Consider the following 17,246-nt stretch of genomic DNA (forward strand, 5'->3'; position numbering starts at 1 on the left):
CTGCGAGAAACGCTACACCAACGCCGGCTCGCCACCCGGCCGCCGCACCGTATATACCAGCAGCCCCAGCAACACCAGAATCAGCAGCCCCGACGACACCAGCGAAACCGTGTTGCCGATGCCGTATTCCGTGGGCTCAAACCGGAACTCGATGGTGTGCGAACCGGCCGGCACTTGCATGGCGCGCAGCACGTAGTTGGCCCGCACATAGGGCACCGGCTTGCCGTCGAGGTAGGCATTCCAGCCATCGGCGTAGTAGATTTCCGAAAACACCACGAAGCCATCGGCCGCGGCCGTGGCACGGTAGGTGAGGGCGTTGGGCGAGTATTTGGTGAGGGCAATGGTGGAGCCGGCCGCGTCGTAGCTGGTTTTGCTGAGCGGAAACTTCGTTACGTCCACCACGGCCGTCGTGCCCGCGTTGAGCTTGGTGAGGGCCGCAATTTCCTGGTCGGGCGTCTGCACCTTCTCAATATCGGTTACGAACCAGGCGTTGCCAAGCGCGCCGGGGTTACGCTGCACCTGCTCCGGCTGGTCGGGCTGCCCCTGCTGGCCCGGCTGCGCCGGCAGAATCACGTAGCGGGTGTTGAGCATGTTGAGCACCTGCGTATTATTCTGCGAAATCTGCCGGTCAATCAAATCCTGGTAGCGGCGCAGCTTGGCCCCGTGGTAGCCGCCGATGCTTTTGTGGAAATAGGACGTGTTGGCCTCGTTGAACGGATTGGCCGTGTTCAGCACGCGGTAACTCAGGTCCTTGTCTTGCAGAATCTGCTGATCGGCGGCCGTGGGCACGAACTGCTGCGCTATAGTTTGGGTCTGGAAGTTGGAGTCGTTGAGGTAGCGCTTATCCACGGCCCACAAATCCACGAGCGTAAACAGCCCTACCAGCGCGGCGGCCATGCTAGCCGAGAGCTTGCGCTGCAGGTAAAACCACAGCGTACCCGCCGCCAGCACGATAAACACAATGGAGCGAAACACGTCGCCCCGGAGCAGCGCGGCGCGGTCCTGGCGGATGGCATCTACTGGGAAGCCTTGCTGCTGCATTTGCGCATCCACCGGCGACGAGAAGTCGGCTCCCAAGCCAATCAGAAAAGCCAGCACGCAAATGCCCACCGTGATGCCCAGGGAGAGCAGCAGCTTGCGTTTGAGGTCGGTGGTTTCGGGGGCGTCAGCGGGCTTGAAGCCCAAAGCAGCGAGGCTGGGGTGCGTGCTGGCACCAGCTACTGGCGCGGCGGGCGCGCTGCCGCGCAGTACTCGGGCCAAGGCCAGCACGGCCAGCAGCGGCATAGCCAGTTGCGCAATCACCAGGGCCATGCTCACCGAGCGGAATTTGTTGTAGCCGGGGAAGTAGTCAAACATCAGGTAGTTGAACGTCTCGAAGTTCTTGCCCCAGGCCAGCACAATCGACAAAATAGTGCCCGCCAGCAGCCAAGTGCGCGTCCGGCGGTCGGCCACGAACAGCCCCAGCACGAACAGAAAGCACACGATAGCGCCCACGTACACCGGCCCGCTCGTTACGGGCTGGTCGCCCCAATACGTCGGCATGTGCGCCAGATAGTCGCTGAGTTGTACCGGTGGTACGCCCAGCACGCTGAGGGCCTTGCCAGTCGCCGAATCGTCGCTGAGCTTGCTTTGCGAGGCGCCGCCGTAGAAGTTGGGAATGAGTAGCGTAATAGTTTCGCCCACGCCGTAGCTCCACCCGAAGGCATAGTCTCGGTCGAGGCCGGAGCCGCCGCCATCTTCACCCGCAGCCGGTGCGGCCTGCGGACTTGCGCTGGGCCCCGGCGTCTTCAGCTCCGATTTGCCGCGAATGCTGTATTTGCCGTATTCGAGGGTGGTATAAAGACGCCCAAAGCTCACGCCCACCGCTAGCACCGCCGCCACGCTCAGCAGCGCCGCGCGGCCCAGGAAATCGGCCAAACGTTTTTCCCGAAACGCCCCAATCAGCTCCACGATGCCGAATACGAACACCAGCAGCAGCAGGTAATAGGTGATTTGCAAGTGGTTGGCCCGGATATTCATGGCCAGCCCCACCGTGAACAGGCCGGTTCCTAGCCACTTATTGCGCCGAAACGCCACCAGAATGCCCGCCAGCACAAGAGGAGCGTAGGCCAGGGCAATGCTTTTGGTGTTATGGCCCGCTGCCAGAATCACGAGGTTGTAGCTGGTGAAACCTAGCGCAATGGCACCCACGCCGCTCACCAACGGCCGCAGCCCCAGCGCCACAAACAGCACGTAGCCGCACACCAGCGCCAGAAACAAATTGGCCACCACCCCCGGCAGCCCGAGGGTGAAGATCTTTTGCAGGTAAATGCTCAGGTCGCCGGGGAAACGGGTGCTGATGAGGTAGGTCGGCATTCCCGAGAACATGGAGTTGGTCCAGAGGGCTTCCTCGCCGGTCGTCTCGCGGTATACCTGCGCCTCGTGCGCGCCCCCGTTGAACTGCACGATGTCGTGTTGGGCCAGCGTCTTGCCATCGAACACGATGGGGGAGAAGTAGAGCACGGCCAAAGCCAGAAACACCAGCACGGCCAGCAAGTGGGGCAGGACCCGCTGCCACAACGGCACGGTAACGGGCGCCACGGCCGGCGCGGAAGAAACGGTAGTCATTCAGCAGGAGAATAGTGAGCGAAAACGCCCCGAAGGTAACAACGATTGGCCTCACCCCCTAGCCCCCTCTCCTTCAGAGAGGGGGAACTAGCTGTGGATTTAGGCCTAGCTCCCCTCCTCAGATGAGGAGGGGTTGGGGGTGCTTGACCGGAGTATTGTTCAATTGTAACTGCTTGTAGGAGGGCGGAAACAGCTAGAGCCAACCGAGTGCGAGACGTTAGCTGACACCAGAAAGTCCTTCAAGTAATACAGCGTATGGGTGTCTTTTCTCTGAACCGCCAGAATGTGAGAAGGCTAAGAGCTAAGCCGCCGCTGAAACGACATGTTATACAGCACTACCGACCCCAGAATGACGCCATACGCCGCGCCTTGTACGGGCGTAGCCGCTTCCCCGAAATACCAAAAAGCCAGCACGAAGCTCACCAGCGGGTTGAGGTACATGAGAATCCCCACCGTCCCGGACGGCAGTACGTTCAGCGCGTACAGGTTCAAAAACAGCGGCAGCACCGTGAAGGCGGCGCTCAGTAGCGCCGTAATAAGAAGCAGGTGTACATCCCGGAACCCCACAAGCGGCTGAGCCCCGAGCAACGGAGCTAACGGCAGAATCAGGGCCGCCGCCAGAGCCAATTGCACCGTGAGCAGCACCAGCCGGTCGTACCCTTGCAGGCGGCGCTGCGTGATCAGGTAGAAAGCATACGTGAGGGCCACCACCAAGCTCATGAGCACCGTACGCAGGTCGCCGGCGCCTAGCAGCACGCAGCTCAGCGCGCTCAGGGCTATAGCTACCCACTGGTTACTCCGCAGTTTTTCGCGCAGCAGCAAAAAGCCCAACAGCGCCGTCAGGATGGGGCAGATGAGGTAGGCAAACGAGCCGGCCTGCACGCTCACCTGGTTCACCACGTAGATAAACAGCAGCCAGTTGGAAGTCAGCAGCACTCCGCCCAGGCCCGTGCTGAAAGCCACCTGCCGCCGTTCCGCCACCGGAGCGGCCCGCCATTGTTTGAAAGTGGCTTGCACGATCTGGCGCCGGCCCAAACCATGAATCAGGCCCAGCAGCACCAATGAGAGCAGAATGCGGAAGAAGAGAATTTGGCCGCTGGCGTAGCCGTGCAGCAAGCGAAGAGGAACCGGGAAGAAGCCCCAGATAAGAAAAGCCGCCAACGCGGCCAAATGATGTTGGGAAAGTTTCAAAGCAGCTGATTCAAGGAAGCTGCAAAGGTAGCCACCCCGCCCGCCGGTCCTACAGACACGTACCAGCAGTTGTCTGCACCAAATAAAAACGGTCATGCTGAGCCTGTCGAAGCATCTCTACCGCTTCGTTGCAACGTCTCAAACGAAATAATGGAGATGCTTTGACAAACTCAGCATGACCGTTTCAGAATGCTTCGTTTGCGAAAGATGCGGTGCTTTTACAGGCTTTGCTTCGCGTCGTGGGGCGTATTGCTCGGCGCGTAGCCAAAGTGGCGGGAGAAGCTGGTGGAAAAGTTGGCCGGGTTGGCATAGCCTACCTGGTAGGCTACTTCGGCCACGGTGGCGCCCCCACCCGCCAGCAGCTCGTGCGCCCGCTGCAGCCGAACCATGCGAATAAAATCACCGGGGGCCAGGTCGGTCAGGGCCTTGAGCTTGCGGTGCAATTGAGTACGGCTCAGGCCCAATTCCCGGCTCAGGATTTCCACGCTCAGGGTGTCGTCGTCGAGAAAGCGCGCGATGACCTCCCGCACTTTGCCGAGGAAGATTTCCTCCAGGGATTGAGGCCCGGGCGGCGGGGGCGCTAGGCCGCGGCGGTAGGCGGCCTGGAGCTGCCGACGGCCGCGCACCAGGTTGCGCAGCTGGGCGAGCAGCTCCGCGCGCTCAAACGGCTTGGTCAGGTACGCGTCGGCACCGATGTCCAGGCTCTGGAGCTTGCTGGGCAAGTCGGCCTTGGCGGTGAGCATCACGATGGGAATGTGGCTGGTGCGTTCGTCCTGCTTCAGCTCCCGGCACACGCCGTAGCCGTCGAGGCGGGGCATCATGGCGTCGGTCAGCACGAGGTCGGGCAGGTGCTCCACGGCGAGGGCAACGCCGGTGGCCCCGTTTTCGGCCGTCAGCAGCTGGTAGTGAGCCGCCAACAAGGTGCGCAGGTAGGCGCGCACGTCGGCATTGTCTTCAATCAGCAGCAGCAGCGGAGTTTCCGCGGATGAGTCTTCCGGAGATGAGGGGACTTTGAGGGACTCGGCCGCGGGGCCGAGCGCCTGCACGTCGATGGCGGCCACCGCCGCCGCCGGCCCATCGGTCATAACGGTCGCGCGCGCCTCGCCGGCCACGGCCAGCGGCAGCCGCACCACGGCGGTGGTGCCACGGCCCGGCTCGCTGCTAAGGGCAATAGTGCCTCCGTGCAGCTCAACCAGCTCTTTGGTCAGCGCCAGGCCAATGCCGGTGCCTTCCTGCTCGTGAGTGTGCGAGTTGTCGGCCTGGTAGAATCGGTCGAATACGTGCGGCAGCTGGGCCGGGGCAATGCCGCAGCCCGTGTCGCTGACCGTCAGGGCCACCCACGTGGCCGGGGCTGGCGCAGGGCTCGGCTCCTGCTCCAGACGCACCGCGACGGTGCCGGCGGGCGGGGTGAACTTGAACGCATTAGCGAGCAGGTTGGCCAGCACTTTCTCCAGCACGTCGGCATCGAAATCGACCAGCAGCTCGGGCGGGTTGGCTTCGAACGACCAGGCCACGCCGCGCTGCCGGGCCAGCGACTCAAACGACCCCACCACGCCGCGCACGAAGCCGACCACCTCGCCCGGCGCGGGGTGCGGAACCTGCTGGCCGGCGTCGAGGCGGCTCAGGTCCAGCAGCTGGTTGATGAGGTGCAGCAGGCGCTGGGCGTTGCGCTGCACCAGTTCGGCCTGCTGACGGGTGCCGGGCTCACGGGTATCGGCCGCAATTTGAGCTGCGGGCCCGAGCATGAGCGTGAGCGGGGTGCGGAATTCGTGGGTGATGTTGGTGAAGAAGCGGGTTTTGGCTTCGTCCAGCGTCCGCAGCTGGTCGGCCTGGGCGCTTATCTCGTCGCGCTGCGCCGCCAACACGAGGTTTTGGGCGCTGATTTCCTCGGTGCGGGCGCGCACGGTGCTTTCGAGGCGCTCGTTTTGGGCGCTGATGAGCTGCTGGCGCTCGGCTTCCTGGCGGCGGGTTTGGGCAGAAAGCTCCTGCACCTGGCGCAGCTGCGCTTCGAGGCTACGGCGCGTCACGGCAAAGTCGCGGGCCAGGTAGAGCGAGAGGCAGACGGGCAGCAGCAGCAAGCCCGCTTGCACGCCCAAGTCGTAGGGCAGCGCCACGTCGTTGCCGCGCTGCTGAAAAGCCGGGCTGGCTGTAAACGCATACACCAGTAACGTGCAGAATGCCCCCACCGCCACCAGCCAGATGCCCGGCTGGCGCCGACGCAGCGCCCCGCCCAGTACCCCGAACATGTTCAGAAAAGAGAGCACCACCAGCCCACCACTTACCGGCCTGATGTTCCAGAGCGGATGGCTCGCGTGCCAGGCCACTGCGCCCAGCCAGCCACCGCCCAGCAGCCCCAGCCACCGCCACGGCACGCGCTGCTGGCAGATGGCGTAGGCAAAGGCCAGCAGCATTACACTGCCGAGCGCTAAGTTGGCCTCGAAGCCCACGTTGCACCAAAAGCGCACCGGCATCCCGCTGCGGACAAACGAGCAGTACCGGAACCAGCCCGAGGCCAACAGGGCCGCCATGTAGAGGCTGCCATACAGGTTGGCGCGTTGGGACCGGTAGTACAGGAAGAGAAACAGGTGCAGCATCATCAGCACGGCCGCGCCCGCCATGACGATGATATTGGCATCGGCCAAGCGTAGGATAGTCAGATTTTCGGCTATGAGCCGCGGTGCCGGGGCCACCCGCACCGTGAAGCCGCTGTTCACGTTCGACGGCCAGGGGTCGAACCGGGCGAAGCGCACGGCCAGCAGGTGCGGGCCGGCTTCGCGCAGCATAAAGGGCAACATTTGGTGGCTCGGCCACCAGCCCGTGGTGCTGGCGCGGGAGGTGCCCAGGGTACCCAAGCGTTCCAGCAGCTGCCCATCGAGGTAAATTTCCGAAGCGCCCGCGTGGCGAAAGCGAAAGCCCAGCGGCTGCCCAAGCAAGGCCGAATCGAGGGTGAACCACGCGCGAAAGCAGCCCGTACCGCGCCAGCCCGGCGGGCCGCTCTTAAACGGAAACGAGGCATCGACTAGGGGCCAGGCGCGGTCGTCGGTGGCCGGGCTGGCCCAGCCGACGGGCTGGCCGGGCTGGTAACGCCAGCGCGAGCCGGGCGCCAAGCGCTGCATGGCATCGGCCGTAACCTGCGGGGCCGTGAGGTGTACCAAGGCGCTGTCGAGCGAAGCTGGGACAATGGCCTCTGGAGGAGCGGACTGAGCGATGGACACCAGCCCGCTGAGCAGAGCGCCGAGTAAAACGGTAAAGTGGCGAAGGTTCATCAGCGGTGACCAGCGTGAAGGGAAAGGTAGCAAGGTCGCCCCACTAAGGTAAAGTTTGCGGCGCTGATGGTAAGCGCGTTACCCAACAAAATAACGGCGCTTCGCCCTTGATTTTGCTGCCGCTAATCCAGAAAAACGTTACGGCGCAACCTCCGCAAACATATTTGAAACCTCCGCAAAAGCCTCTGCTACGTCAGCAAAGGCTTTTGTAACGCTCGCAAACGCCCGCCTGAGCCGCCTGCTCTTGCTTTGTGTTCGTTCCGCGCTTCCATTTTCACCGTTTGCCGGGCGCGTCAGGCTTTCCCCTTATCCGGCCACCCACGGTCGGAATGGTTTGTCATTTTGTTGGGCTGGCCGACTCGCTGGTTGGACGCTGTTCGTCGCCGCGCCAGGGTCGTATTGCGCTGTTCGCCTGCTGCTGGTCGACTAAACCAGCGGCGGTCTGGCTGAAAAAACAACTTTGGGGCGTGAGTGTGCGCTTGCTTCCTCCCTGGCCATAGGGCTCGGTTTTCACCTTGCGCCTGCGGTGAATTTGGCAGTGCGCTGCCAGGCGACTCCATCAGGTTGAAATAGTTATTTCCTGAACTACGCCACAAACAGACTTTCACTCAACCTCATACCCATGAAAACGACTACGACTTTTTACCTGAGCGCCCTGCTGGTTCTGCTGCTGAGCCTGTCGGCAAGGGCGCAGTTTCCGACTTCGCCGAGCACGCCGCTGACGGTGTGCTTCGCCCCCGGCGACCAGCGGTACGTGCAGGGCTTCGCCGACGGGGCAGGCGGCTCCTATGCCATATGGGCCGACAAGCGCGGCGGCAGCCAGAGCGGCCCCGGCACGGCGCTTTACATGCAGCACTTGGACGCGGCCGGCACCCCGCAGCTGCCCATCAACGGCCTGCGCCTGTTCCAGACCCGCGGGCGCGAAATTTTCGGGGTGCGGGCCATTGCCTGGCAGAGCGGGATGCTGGTGGCCTGGGTGCAGGGCGGCTTCGGTATTGGCGGCGACAGCGTGCGCTGCCAGTACTACGACGCGGCCGGCGCGCCGCAGTGGGCCCAGCCGGCCCTCGTGGCCCGGCGCGACAACTCGGCCTTCATCACCTTTGTCTCCGAAGGCAGTCTGAACATCATTCCCACCAGCACGGGTGCCGTCATCACGAGCGGTGCGGATGGCTCGGGCCCCACGCGCTTGTCCTTCAACGAGGTGAGCCCGACGGGCGCCGTGCGCTGGGCCCTCAACTCGAATCAGTTCAGCGCGACCTCGCCCAACGGCAGACCGCTGTCCAACCACCGTGTGCTCAGCGACGGGGCCAACGGCTTTTACGTGGTTGCGTACGGCTCGGGCACCACCGGCATTCAGGTGCAGCGCTTCCAGGGCAACAGCCCGGCGTGGAGCACCACCACGCTGCTGTCGGCCGACGGGCCGCTGGGCCAGGGCACCGGCGACGTGCAGGCCGCGGCGGACCCGGCCGGCAACCTCTACGTGGCCTGGGCCTCGTTTGGCGGCGACCCGCTGGTGGCGAAGATATTGCCCAGCGGCGCGCTGGGCTGGGCCAGCCCCGGCTACGTGAGCCTGTGCACCTTCGCCTCGGGCCAGACCAACGCGCACGCCATCTGGCACGACAACGCCCTGTGGATGGCCTGGGAAGACAATCGGCTGGGGACGAACATCTACAACTGCTACGCCCAGAAAATAGACGCGGCCGGCACCCTGGCCTGGAACCCCGCGGGCGTGCCCCTCTATGACCAGCCGGCCTCGCCCTTGCGCCCCCGGCTGGTGCCGTCCGACAACGGCTCGGTGATGGCCTTCTACCGCACCAACACCGATTTCCGGGCCCAGAAGCTGCTGCCGACGGGCGGCGTCGCATTCGCCGTGAACGGCGTGACGCTGAGCACGGAGGCCAACAACCAGCCTGGATCTCTGGATGCCACGTCTACGAACCTGGACCATGTGCCCGTGAGCCAGCCCAACGGCTCGGTGCAGGTGCACTGGTCAACGGGCTCGGTCAGCCGGGACATCCTTGCCGCGCGGGTGCAGTCCTCCGGCTCGCTACTGGGTACCACCGAGCGGGCGGCCGCCGCGCTGGGCTTTGGGGTGTACCCAAACCCCGCCGCCGGGGAACTGCGCCTGCGCTACCCCAGCTCCGGCCCCGTGCCGGCCGGGCTGCGCCTCTACGATGCCCAGGGCCGGCTGGTGCGCGCTTTCGCTTCGCCGAAAAGCCCGACGGGCACGCTGTCGCTGCGCGGCCTGGCGGCTGGACTTTACGTGCTGCGAGCCGAGGTGGCGGCCCAGCCGGTGAGCTGCCGGGTGGTGGTGGCCGTGGAGTAGGCGCGGGCGCAGACCAGGCTTTATAACACGTATTTCTCTCTTTTCATGAAAATCAAGTTCTTCTGGCGAATAGCGCCGCTGTCACTGCTGGGGCTGGGTGGACTGGTCCGGCCGGCGCTGGCCCAATCGGTGGGCATCGGCACGGCCACACCCGCCGCCTCGGCCGCGCTCGACATCCGCGCCACGGACAAGGGCCTGCTCGTGCCACGCCTCACGGCCGCCCAGCGCGGGGCCATCGTCGGCCCGCCCCAGGGGCTGATGGTGTATCAGACCGACGGCACGGCCAGCGGCGGGCCGCAAACCGGCTTCTGGTACTTCGGTGGCAGCCCCGCCGCCTGGGTGTTTCTCAACCCGGCCGGCGGCGCGGCCGACAACCTGGGCAACCACACCGCCACCCAGGCCCTGAACCTGCAAGCCAACGCCCTCACCGGCACCGGGGCCAGCATCGGCACCGTGGGGGTGGGCGTGCGCGCCGACGGCGGCCTGAACCTGGCCCAGAACGGGGTGGGCAACAACCTGCTCATCGGCTACCAGGCCGGGCAAAGCCTGACCCCTGGCTTGTCCAGAGGCATCCACAACCACTTCACTGGCTACCAGAGCGGCATTAGCAACACCACGGGCCGCGACAACTTGTTCGTGGGCTTTCAAACCGGCTACGACAACACGACGGGTAGCTTCAACCAGTTCAGCGGCAACGGGAGCGGCTCCTACAACACGACGGGCAGCTACAACCAGTTCAATGGCCTTGGAAGCGGCTACAACAACCGAACGGGTGCCAACAACCAGTTCAGCGGCTACCTGAGCGGCTACAACAACTTAACGGGCTTCAACAACCTCTTCGACGGCTACAACAGCGGCTACAACAACACAGCCGGCAACAACAACGTGTTCAGCGGCTACCAGAGCGGCTACGCGAACACGACGGGCAGCAACAACCACTTCGACGGCTACCAGAGCGGCTTTAACAACCAAAGCATCAGCGGCAACCATTTCAGCGGCTACCAGAGCGGCTTTTCCAACACCACCGGCAACCGCAACCATTATGAAGGCTACCAGAGCGGCTACGCCAACGTTGGCGGGGTGCGCAACACCTGCGTGGGGTACACCAGCGGCAGAAACTTCGCCGCGGCCGCCGACAACACGCTTCTCGGCTACAACGCCGGCAACGGGGTCAGCCAAGGCAGCGGCATTACGGCCGTAGGCTCGGGCAGCGGCCCGGCCGCTCCCAATCTGACGAATATCGTGACCCTGGGCTACGCCTCCCTGACCGCCGTCAACAACTCCGTCCGGCTAGGCAACGCGGCTACCCAGTTCCTGTTCTGCACGGCCCCGCTCACGGTCAGCTCCGACGCGCGCTTCAAGTACGACGTGCGGGCCAACGTGCCGGGCCTGGCCTTCATCACCCGCCTGCGCCCCGTTACCTACCGCTTCGACGACGCCCGCCTCAGCGCGCTCGAGCGCACCGGCACCCTGCCGGCCCGCAGCGCGCCCGCCCCGGCGGCCCGCGTGCAAACCGGCTTTCTGGCCCAGGAGGTGGAGCAGGCCGCCCGCGCCGTGGGCTACGACTTCGACGGGCTGCACCGCCCGGTCACCGCCCGCGACCACTACAGCCTGGGCTACGCCCAGTTCGTGGTGCCGCTGGTGCGGGCCGTGCAGGAGCAGCAGGCTCAGATTGAAGCCCTCCAAGCCCAGAATGCCGCGCTGCTGCGCCGGATGCAGGCCCTGGAAGGCCGCGGCCTGCAGGTCAGCCGCTAGCCTGGGCCCCGCGCGTTCTTCCGCGCCGGTCCGTCGGCGCGAGTTCGGGGCCGCGGCCCGCCCCGGCGCCGGGCGACAGCTTTTTCTGCACACTTTTCCGCGTACCGCTCGAACTCATAGGTTAGAATAAGCAGTTGCCGGCCTTGCTCCAGGTGCAGCCACATTTCGGGCTGATGATGCTCTGCAACCCCCAGGAGACGGAGAAAATTACTGGTGGCGTAGCCCTACGACACCTTCTACACTGTAGAAGGTGTCGTAGGGCACCTCATTGATAAGGGAGCGGCCGAGCGTGTCATGGCCGATTCGCATCTCATCGAGGCAGGACAGCGAGGTGCTGCGCCAGTACCAGTTCCCATCAAAGCGCCCCTCTACGTACTTGGTCGCCAATGGCGCGTTGTAGATGGCATTCGGTGCAGTAGCCGATGGCGGGCTACAGCCCGCGCCAGCCGATAACGATAGTGGCCCTAAGATGGTGAGTAGGTGAGTAAGTGAGTAAGGGCTTATTGTCTCCGTATAGCAGCTTCCGGAAGCAATGCTTTTGTAAAGCCCCTGGCGCCGGCCGGTGCTTCGGGAAAGCAGTTTTTTACCGCTCCGGTCCCGGCCAGAATGCCCGAAAACGCCGTTCCGAGCCTTCCGGGATAGGGCGGAGGGCCGGGAACGACAAGTTTACTGGTTCGGGCGAAGACCGGTGCGGTGAAAAATCGATTTCCAGGTCCTCCGGTCGAGGGCGGAGCCTTCCCAAATTGATTTCTCACGGCTCCGGCCGCGGCCGGGCTTGAAAAAATTCAATTTCTAACCCGTATCGGCTACGCGTTGTCGGCGGTGCGGGCCTTGGACAATCCTCCTCTGGCGGCAGTCTTAGCGCCCCTGGCGGCAGTCTTGAGCCGACGCAGTCGACGAAGACTGCCCAGCCACGCAGCCCAGCAAGTCTTCAGACTTGCGAAGCCCACCAAACAAAGCCGCACTATTCCCCTGTACAAACCTTCCAACCCGCGAAACCTCGTGAACAAAGCGCGGTGCTACCGTTGGTCTTAGCAGGTTCCGTTTTCAGATGGATAGGACAAACCAGTAGATCCGCATAGGTCAGTTTCGCAAGTCTGAAGACTTGCCCGGCTGCGTGGCTGGCAGTCTTCGTCGACTGCGTCGGCTCAAGACTGCCGCCAGCTATCTACAGCCTCCCCGCGCCTGCCGTACCTTTGCCGGCACCATGCTCGACTTCATCGACCTTTCTAGCCTCACCCGCGGCACGGTGCTATGTACTCCCGCCGGCCCCGCGCCCGTTCAGTCGTTGCTGCTCGATAGCCGCCGCGTGGGGCCGGTGGCGGGCAGCGTATTTTTTGCGTTGCGCGGGCCGCAGCACAACGGGCACCGCTACCTGCCCGAGCTGTACCAGCAAGGCGTGCGGCTATTTGTGGTGGATAGGGAGGCGGAAATTCCGGGCGGGGCGCTGGCTTATCCAGCGGCGGGCATTCTGTTGGTAGAAGATACACTAACCGCGCTCCAGGCTGTGGCCGCCGCGCACCGCCGCCGCTTCCGCCTGCCCGTGCTCGGCATCACGGGGTCCAATGGCAAAACCATCGTAAAGGAGTGGCTAGCACAGCTGCTGGCTCCCGATGAGCTGATCTGCAAAAGCCCGCGCTCCTACAACTCGCAAGTGGGCGTGCCTCTGAGCGTGTGGGAGCTGAACGACACGCACACGCTCGGCATCTTCGAGGCCGGCATTTCCGAGCGGGGCGAAATGGCCCGATTGGCCCGCGTAATCCAACCCACGCTGGGCATATTCACCAACCTCGGCACCGCCCACGATGCCGGCTTCACCGACCATCTGGAGAAAGTAGCGGAGAAGATGCAGCTGTTCCATGACGTAGATACGCTCTTCTACTGCCAGGACCACGAACTGATTCACGCCGCCGCCCAGCGCCACCTGCCCGAGCACAAACGCTTCACCTGGAGCCGCCGCGCCCTGGCCGCCGCCAACCTGACCATGCGCGTGCAGCGCGCGGCCGACGACCACGCGGTGGTACAGGCATCCTTCACGCATCAATCGAAGCCGCACGTCTACACCTTCACGCTGCCTTTTGCCGATGAGCCTTCCATCGAAAATGCCTTGCATTGCCTCGCCGTGCTGCTGTGGCGGCTAACGCCCAACGACGAAATCCAGCGCCGCCTCACCCGGCTCCAGCCCGTGGCCATGCGTCTGGAAATGAAGCAGGCCCTCAACGACTGCTACATCCTCGACGACACCTACAACAACGACCTCGCCGGCCTGGCGCTGGCCCTGAACGCGCTGGCCCAGCAGCCCCGCCGGAGCAGCCGCACCCTGGTCCTGAGCGACGTGCTCGAATCCGGCCTGCCCGCCCCCGAGCTGTACGCCCGCGTCGCCATCCTGCTCACCACCCACGGTGTGGAAAGGCTCATTGGCATCGGCCCGGAAATCACCAGGCGCCAGCGGGCTTTTGAGGCGGTGAAGGCTGTTTTTTATGACAGTACGGAAGACTTTCTGCAACACTTTCAACCCGATGAGTACCGGCACGAAACCATCCTCGTGAAAGGTGCCCGCCGCTTTAGCTTCGAGCGAATCGTGGCCGTGTTCCAGCAGAAAATCCACGGCACGGTGCTGGAAGTAAACCTCGACGCGCTAGCCCACAACCTCAATTTCTACCGCCGCCGTCTGCAACCCGGCACTCGCCTCATGGTGATGGTGAAGGCGTTTGCCTACGGCAGCGGCTCCTTCGAAGTGGCCAACCTGCTCCAGTTCCACCGCGCCGACTACCTCGCCGTGGCCTACACAGACGAAGGCGTGGATTTGCGCCGACACGGCATCAGCCTGCCCGTAATGGTGATGAATCCCTCGCCTGATGCCTTCCAAAAGCTGCGTCAGTATCACCTAGAACCCGAAATCTACTCCTTCGAGCGGCTGCACGACTACCTGCGCGCCGCCCAGGAGCAACCACTGCCCGCTATTCATCTCAAACTCGATACCGGCATGCACCGCCTCGGCTTCGCCGAAACCGACCTGCCGGAACTCACCCGCCTACTTCGCGAAAACGCCGCTCACCTGCGCGTTGCCAGCGCCCTCACCCACTTAGCCGGCGCCGACGAAGACCAGCACGACGACTTCTCGCGCCGCCAGCTGGCCGCCTTCCAACGCATGACGCCCGCCTTGGAGGCAGCCCTCGGCTATCCCATCCTCAGGCACGCCCTCAATTCAGCCGGCATTCTTCGCTTCCCCGAAGCTCACTTCGACATGGTGCGGCTCGGAATAGGCCTTTACGGCGTGGAAGCCACCACCCGCGAGCAAGATGCATTGCAGCCCGTCAGCACGCTACGCACCACCATCTCGCAGGTGAAAACGCTGCCGCCCGGCGAAACCGTCGGCTACGGCCGCCGCGGCCAACCCACCGATTTCGAGCGGCGCATCGCCACCCTCGCCATCGGCTACGCAGATGGCTATGACCGGCGCTTCGGCAACGCCACTGGCGAAGTAGTAATTCGGGGCCAGCGCGCGCCCATCATCGGCAGCGTGTGCATGGACATGTGCATGGTCGATGTCACGCGCATTGAGGGCACCCAGGCCGGCGACACCGCCGAAATCTTCGGGCCTCACCTGCCCCTCCCGGAACTTGCCGCCCGTATCGGCACCATCCCATACGAGCTGCTCACGAATGTGAGTGAGCGAGTGAAGCGGGTGTTTGTGGCGGAGTAGACGATTATATTTTATGGTATTCTAACTATGTAGGGTTTGTTGTTCTCAGAAAAAATGAGCTCAGCAAACTCAAGTGCAGTATTAATTAACAAAAACGTATACACGAAATTTAAAAAAATCATATAAAATGATATACTTGCCATCGACAAACCTAAATCATTCATCAAAAATCAACTGTAATCACATGAAAAAATATTACTTAGTAAGTAGTAGCGCTTGGTCCCTACTAATGATTCTTTTGTTGCTGCCATTTGCTGGTCATGCCGACTTTGTTCCAATTCCCGGACATGTATACAAGATTCTTGGTTGTGCTGGGTCTGACCCAAACATACTTAATCAAAGCAACCCGAATTCACCTTGCCCAATTAGGGATCAGCAAGCATTAGAAGTAGGAGGAGGCAACCGATATCAACCTGGCCATTACGTTAACAAGTGGGACTATTGGGGTGGAGCTCATCAACAGTGGATGTTCCGAGCAGTTCCTGAGGCGGGAGGCACAGTAATCTCATATGAAATAATCAATAGGAATAGTGGGCAAATACTAGAAGTTCCTGACCTTCGAAGTAATTATTTCGGAAGAGAAGACGAGCGAAGCCTAGTGAGTCAAAATTTCCGTCAGCAAAGCGGAAACTCACTTCCTGACCCCGTTCAGTTGTGGGAGTTACGCCAAGTAAGCAACTCCGGCACAGTTCAAATAGCCTTGCGTGCTAATGGATATCGACTTGGTTTTTCACCTACGGGTACAGACAAAGCTTGCGTGTCTAAAAATCAATCATTATGGCGGAACTGGAATATCATTGATGTAAGCGCAAATCCAAGTGCCAACACAGACTTGGGCGTGTACAGTATTATCAATGCAAATAGCCTCATGGCATTATCAGCTAATGGCGACGATAATCGGGTTACTCAATCGACCGATCGGGGATTGGCAGGGCAACAATGGACATTTTCAAACGTTAATTTCGATGGTTACATTGATCCTTACAGCTTCTACATTACTAATCGTAACACTCAACAAGTCCTCGAAATTGGTGGCAATGGCGATTTAACGGAAGCTGGGCGCCACGCCAATCTGTGGAACAATGCAAATGATGTCTGGGGTGCTCGGCATCAACAATGGTCTTTCCATGATACAGGTACTAATAACTACTTAACTCTGGAACAGATCAAGGATGGCCGCAACTTCAAAATCAAAAACACATATAGTGACAAGGTACTAGAGATTGGTGGTGGGAACCCCAATTATTATCGGGAGGGTCAACCAGCCAATCAATGGTACAACTTTGGCAGTTATAACCAGATGTGGTTTGTAAGGTACGTGGGCGCTAATCGGGGAGTAGCTTTGAGTACAACTTCAACTCATCCACTTGAAAAAGCTTTAAGACTATATCCGAACCCAGCAAAAACCACAGTGACTTTGTCTTTGCCTGAATCTTTGAAGCTCACACGGGCACAGGTTGCTGATATACACGGTACTGTTCTAAGGTCTGCTCGCTATCTTGGTAACGGCCAGCTGGACGTTGCCAACTTAGCTTCAGGTATCTACATAGTCACCGCTTCCGACGGTAAGCGGGAGTATCGCCAAAAATTTGTCAAAGAGTAATGTTGTAGTCATCAACAAAAATCATTGGGTTTGTCAAGCATAATGAAAAGAGGCCAAGCGTTCAAGCTTGGCCTCTTTTCATTATGCTATAGTAATTTTACTAAGGAACAACTTTGATATCCCCGCGTAATTCTCCTTTAGGAAAATCTAAACTATGCAAGTTCGCATACATCCCACCATTGAGCATCTTCTCCGCATCACTCCGTGACAAGGTTATTCGCGCCTTTATAGGGGAGGTTGCATATTGTGGAAAAGCTATTGCTACGATGTCAGTTGTTCCTGGTCTACCATAGTGGAAGTGACCATTACTAGGCGTTAGGCCTCGGAAAACAATCGTGTATTCCAACTCCTGGGTTTCAGTATTATATGTACCCTCGAATTCACCTGAGGCCATGGTTGTAACCGCCGGAACCTGCTGGGCACCTGTCATAGCAGCGCCAAGCTTCACAATGGGGTTGGCAGGTGTAGGCGGGATCTCTTTGTCGTCGTCCTTGCAAGCGGTAGCAAGCAAAGTGCAGGCAAACAGTAAAAGCGTGTAAAGTTTTTTCTGGATCATACAATTGAAGGTGAGAAGAAGGTGTGGCAATCTGAGGCGAACGAAAAGGCGGAGATTTTAAAAGAGTCTTAAGTTGAGAGGAGTTGGGAAGAAGCTGTACAGTGGAGAAAAAGGAAACTTGAAAAAATGACATGGTGTAAATATAGTAAGCTATTCACTGTATTCGATAAATATAGTTTGTTGAATATCAGCTTTTTGTTGAGCTTAAGGTGGCTGATTTCAAATTTTATGATGAA

The 17,246-nt window shown here is 61.0% G+C and carries 9 protein-coding genes; 4 read left to right on the top strand and 5 right to left on the bottom strand.

Going from position 1 to position 17,246, the window contains the following annotated elements:
* Positions 1–12: 12 nt before the first annotated feature.
* The 3 genes from ACYSMN_RS14615 to ACYSMN_RS14625 all read right to left on the bottom strand — a co-directional run bounded on the left by ACYSMN_RS14615 (position 13) and on the right by ACYSMN_RS14625 (position 7,064).
* Positions 13–2,607 (bottom strand): YfhO family protein, encoded by a 2,595-nt coding sequence (locus ACYSMN_RS14615; RefSeq protein ID WP_488924640.1) that lies wholly within the window; start codon positions 2,605–2,607, stop codon positions 13–15.
* 294 nt (positions 2,608–2,901) lie between these two features.
* Positions 2,902–3,798 carry an EamA family transporter gene (locus tag ACYSMN_RS14620; protein WP_488924641.1) on the bottom strand — a complete coding sequence of 299 codons (897 nt, stop codon included), beginning with the start codon at positions 3,796–3,798 and terminating at the stop codon, positions 2,902–2,904.
* A gap of 218 nt (positions 3,799–4,016) precedes the next feature.
* On the bottom strand, positions 4,017–7,064 hold the full coding sequence (locus ACYSMN_RS14625) for a hybrid sensor histidine kinase/response regulator transcription factor (RefSeq protein WP_488924642.1): 3,048 nt from the start codon (positions 7,062–7,064) through the stop codon (positions 4,017–4,019).
* A 622-nt stretch (positions 7,065–7,686) separates the two neighbouring features.
* Here ACYSMN_RS14625 and ACYSMN_RS14630 point away from each other — a divergent pair.
* Together ACYSMN_RS14630 and ACYSMN_RS14635 are read left to right on the top strand one after the other, a co-directional pair.
* Entirely contained in the window at positions 7,687–9,390 is a 1,704-nt protein-coding gene (locus tag ACYSMN_RS14630; RefSeq protein WP_488924643.1) for a T9SS type A sorting domain-containing protein, read from the top strand.
* Between the two features lie 45 nt (positions 9,391–9,435).
* Complete coding sequence (locus ACYSMN_RS14635; protein ID WP_488924644.1) at positions 9,436–11,145, top strand: tail fiber domain-containing protein; 1,710 nt, start codon at positions 9,436–9,438, stop codon at positions 11,143–11,145.
* A 207-nt stretch (positions 11,146–11,352) separates the two neighbouring features.
* Here ACYSMN_RS14635 and ACYSMN_RS14640 read toward each other — a convergent pair whose 3' ends face one another.
* Positions 11,353–11,532 carry a hypothetical protein gene (locus ACYSMN_RS14640; protein ID WP_488924645.1) on the bottom strand — a complete coding sequence of 60 codons (180 nt, stop codon included), beginning with the start codon at positions 11,530–11,532 and terminating at the stop codon, positions 11,353–11,355.
* Between the two features lie 820 nt (positions 11,533–12,352).
* On the opposite strand from ACYSMN_RS14640, the gene ACYSMN_RS14645 reads away from it, so the two are divergent.
* Positions 12,353–14,851 (top strand): bifunctional UDP-N-acetylmuramoyl-tripeptide:D-alanyl-D-alanine ligase/alanine racemase, encoded by a 2,499-nt coding sequence (locus ACYSMN_RS14645; protein ID WP_488924646.1) that lies wholly within the window; start codon positions 12,353–12,355, stop codon positions 14,849–14,851.
* 184 nt (positions 14,852–15,035) lie between these two features.
* Positions 15,036–16,454 (top strand): RICIN domain-containing protein, encoded by a 1,419-nt coding sequence (locus ACYSMN_RS14650; protein ID WP_488924647.1) that lies wholly within the window; start codon positions 15,036–15,038, stop codon positions 16,452–16,454.
* Between the two features lie 100 nt (positions 16,455–16,554).
* Here ACYSMN_RS14650 and ACYSMN_RS14655 read toward each other — a convergent pair whose 3' ends face one another.
* The gene (locus ACYSMN_RS14655) at positions 16,555–17,010 is read right to left on the bottom strand and encodes a CHRD domain-containing protein (protein ID WP_488924648.1); all 456 of its coding nucleotides are present in this window, start codon (positions 17,008–17,010) and stop codon (positions 16,555–16,557) included.
* Positions 17,011–17,246: the final 236 nt, after the last annotated feature.

The sequence above is a fragment of the Hymenobacter sp. M1-2 genome (assembly GCF_057808495.1).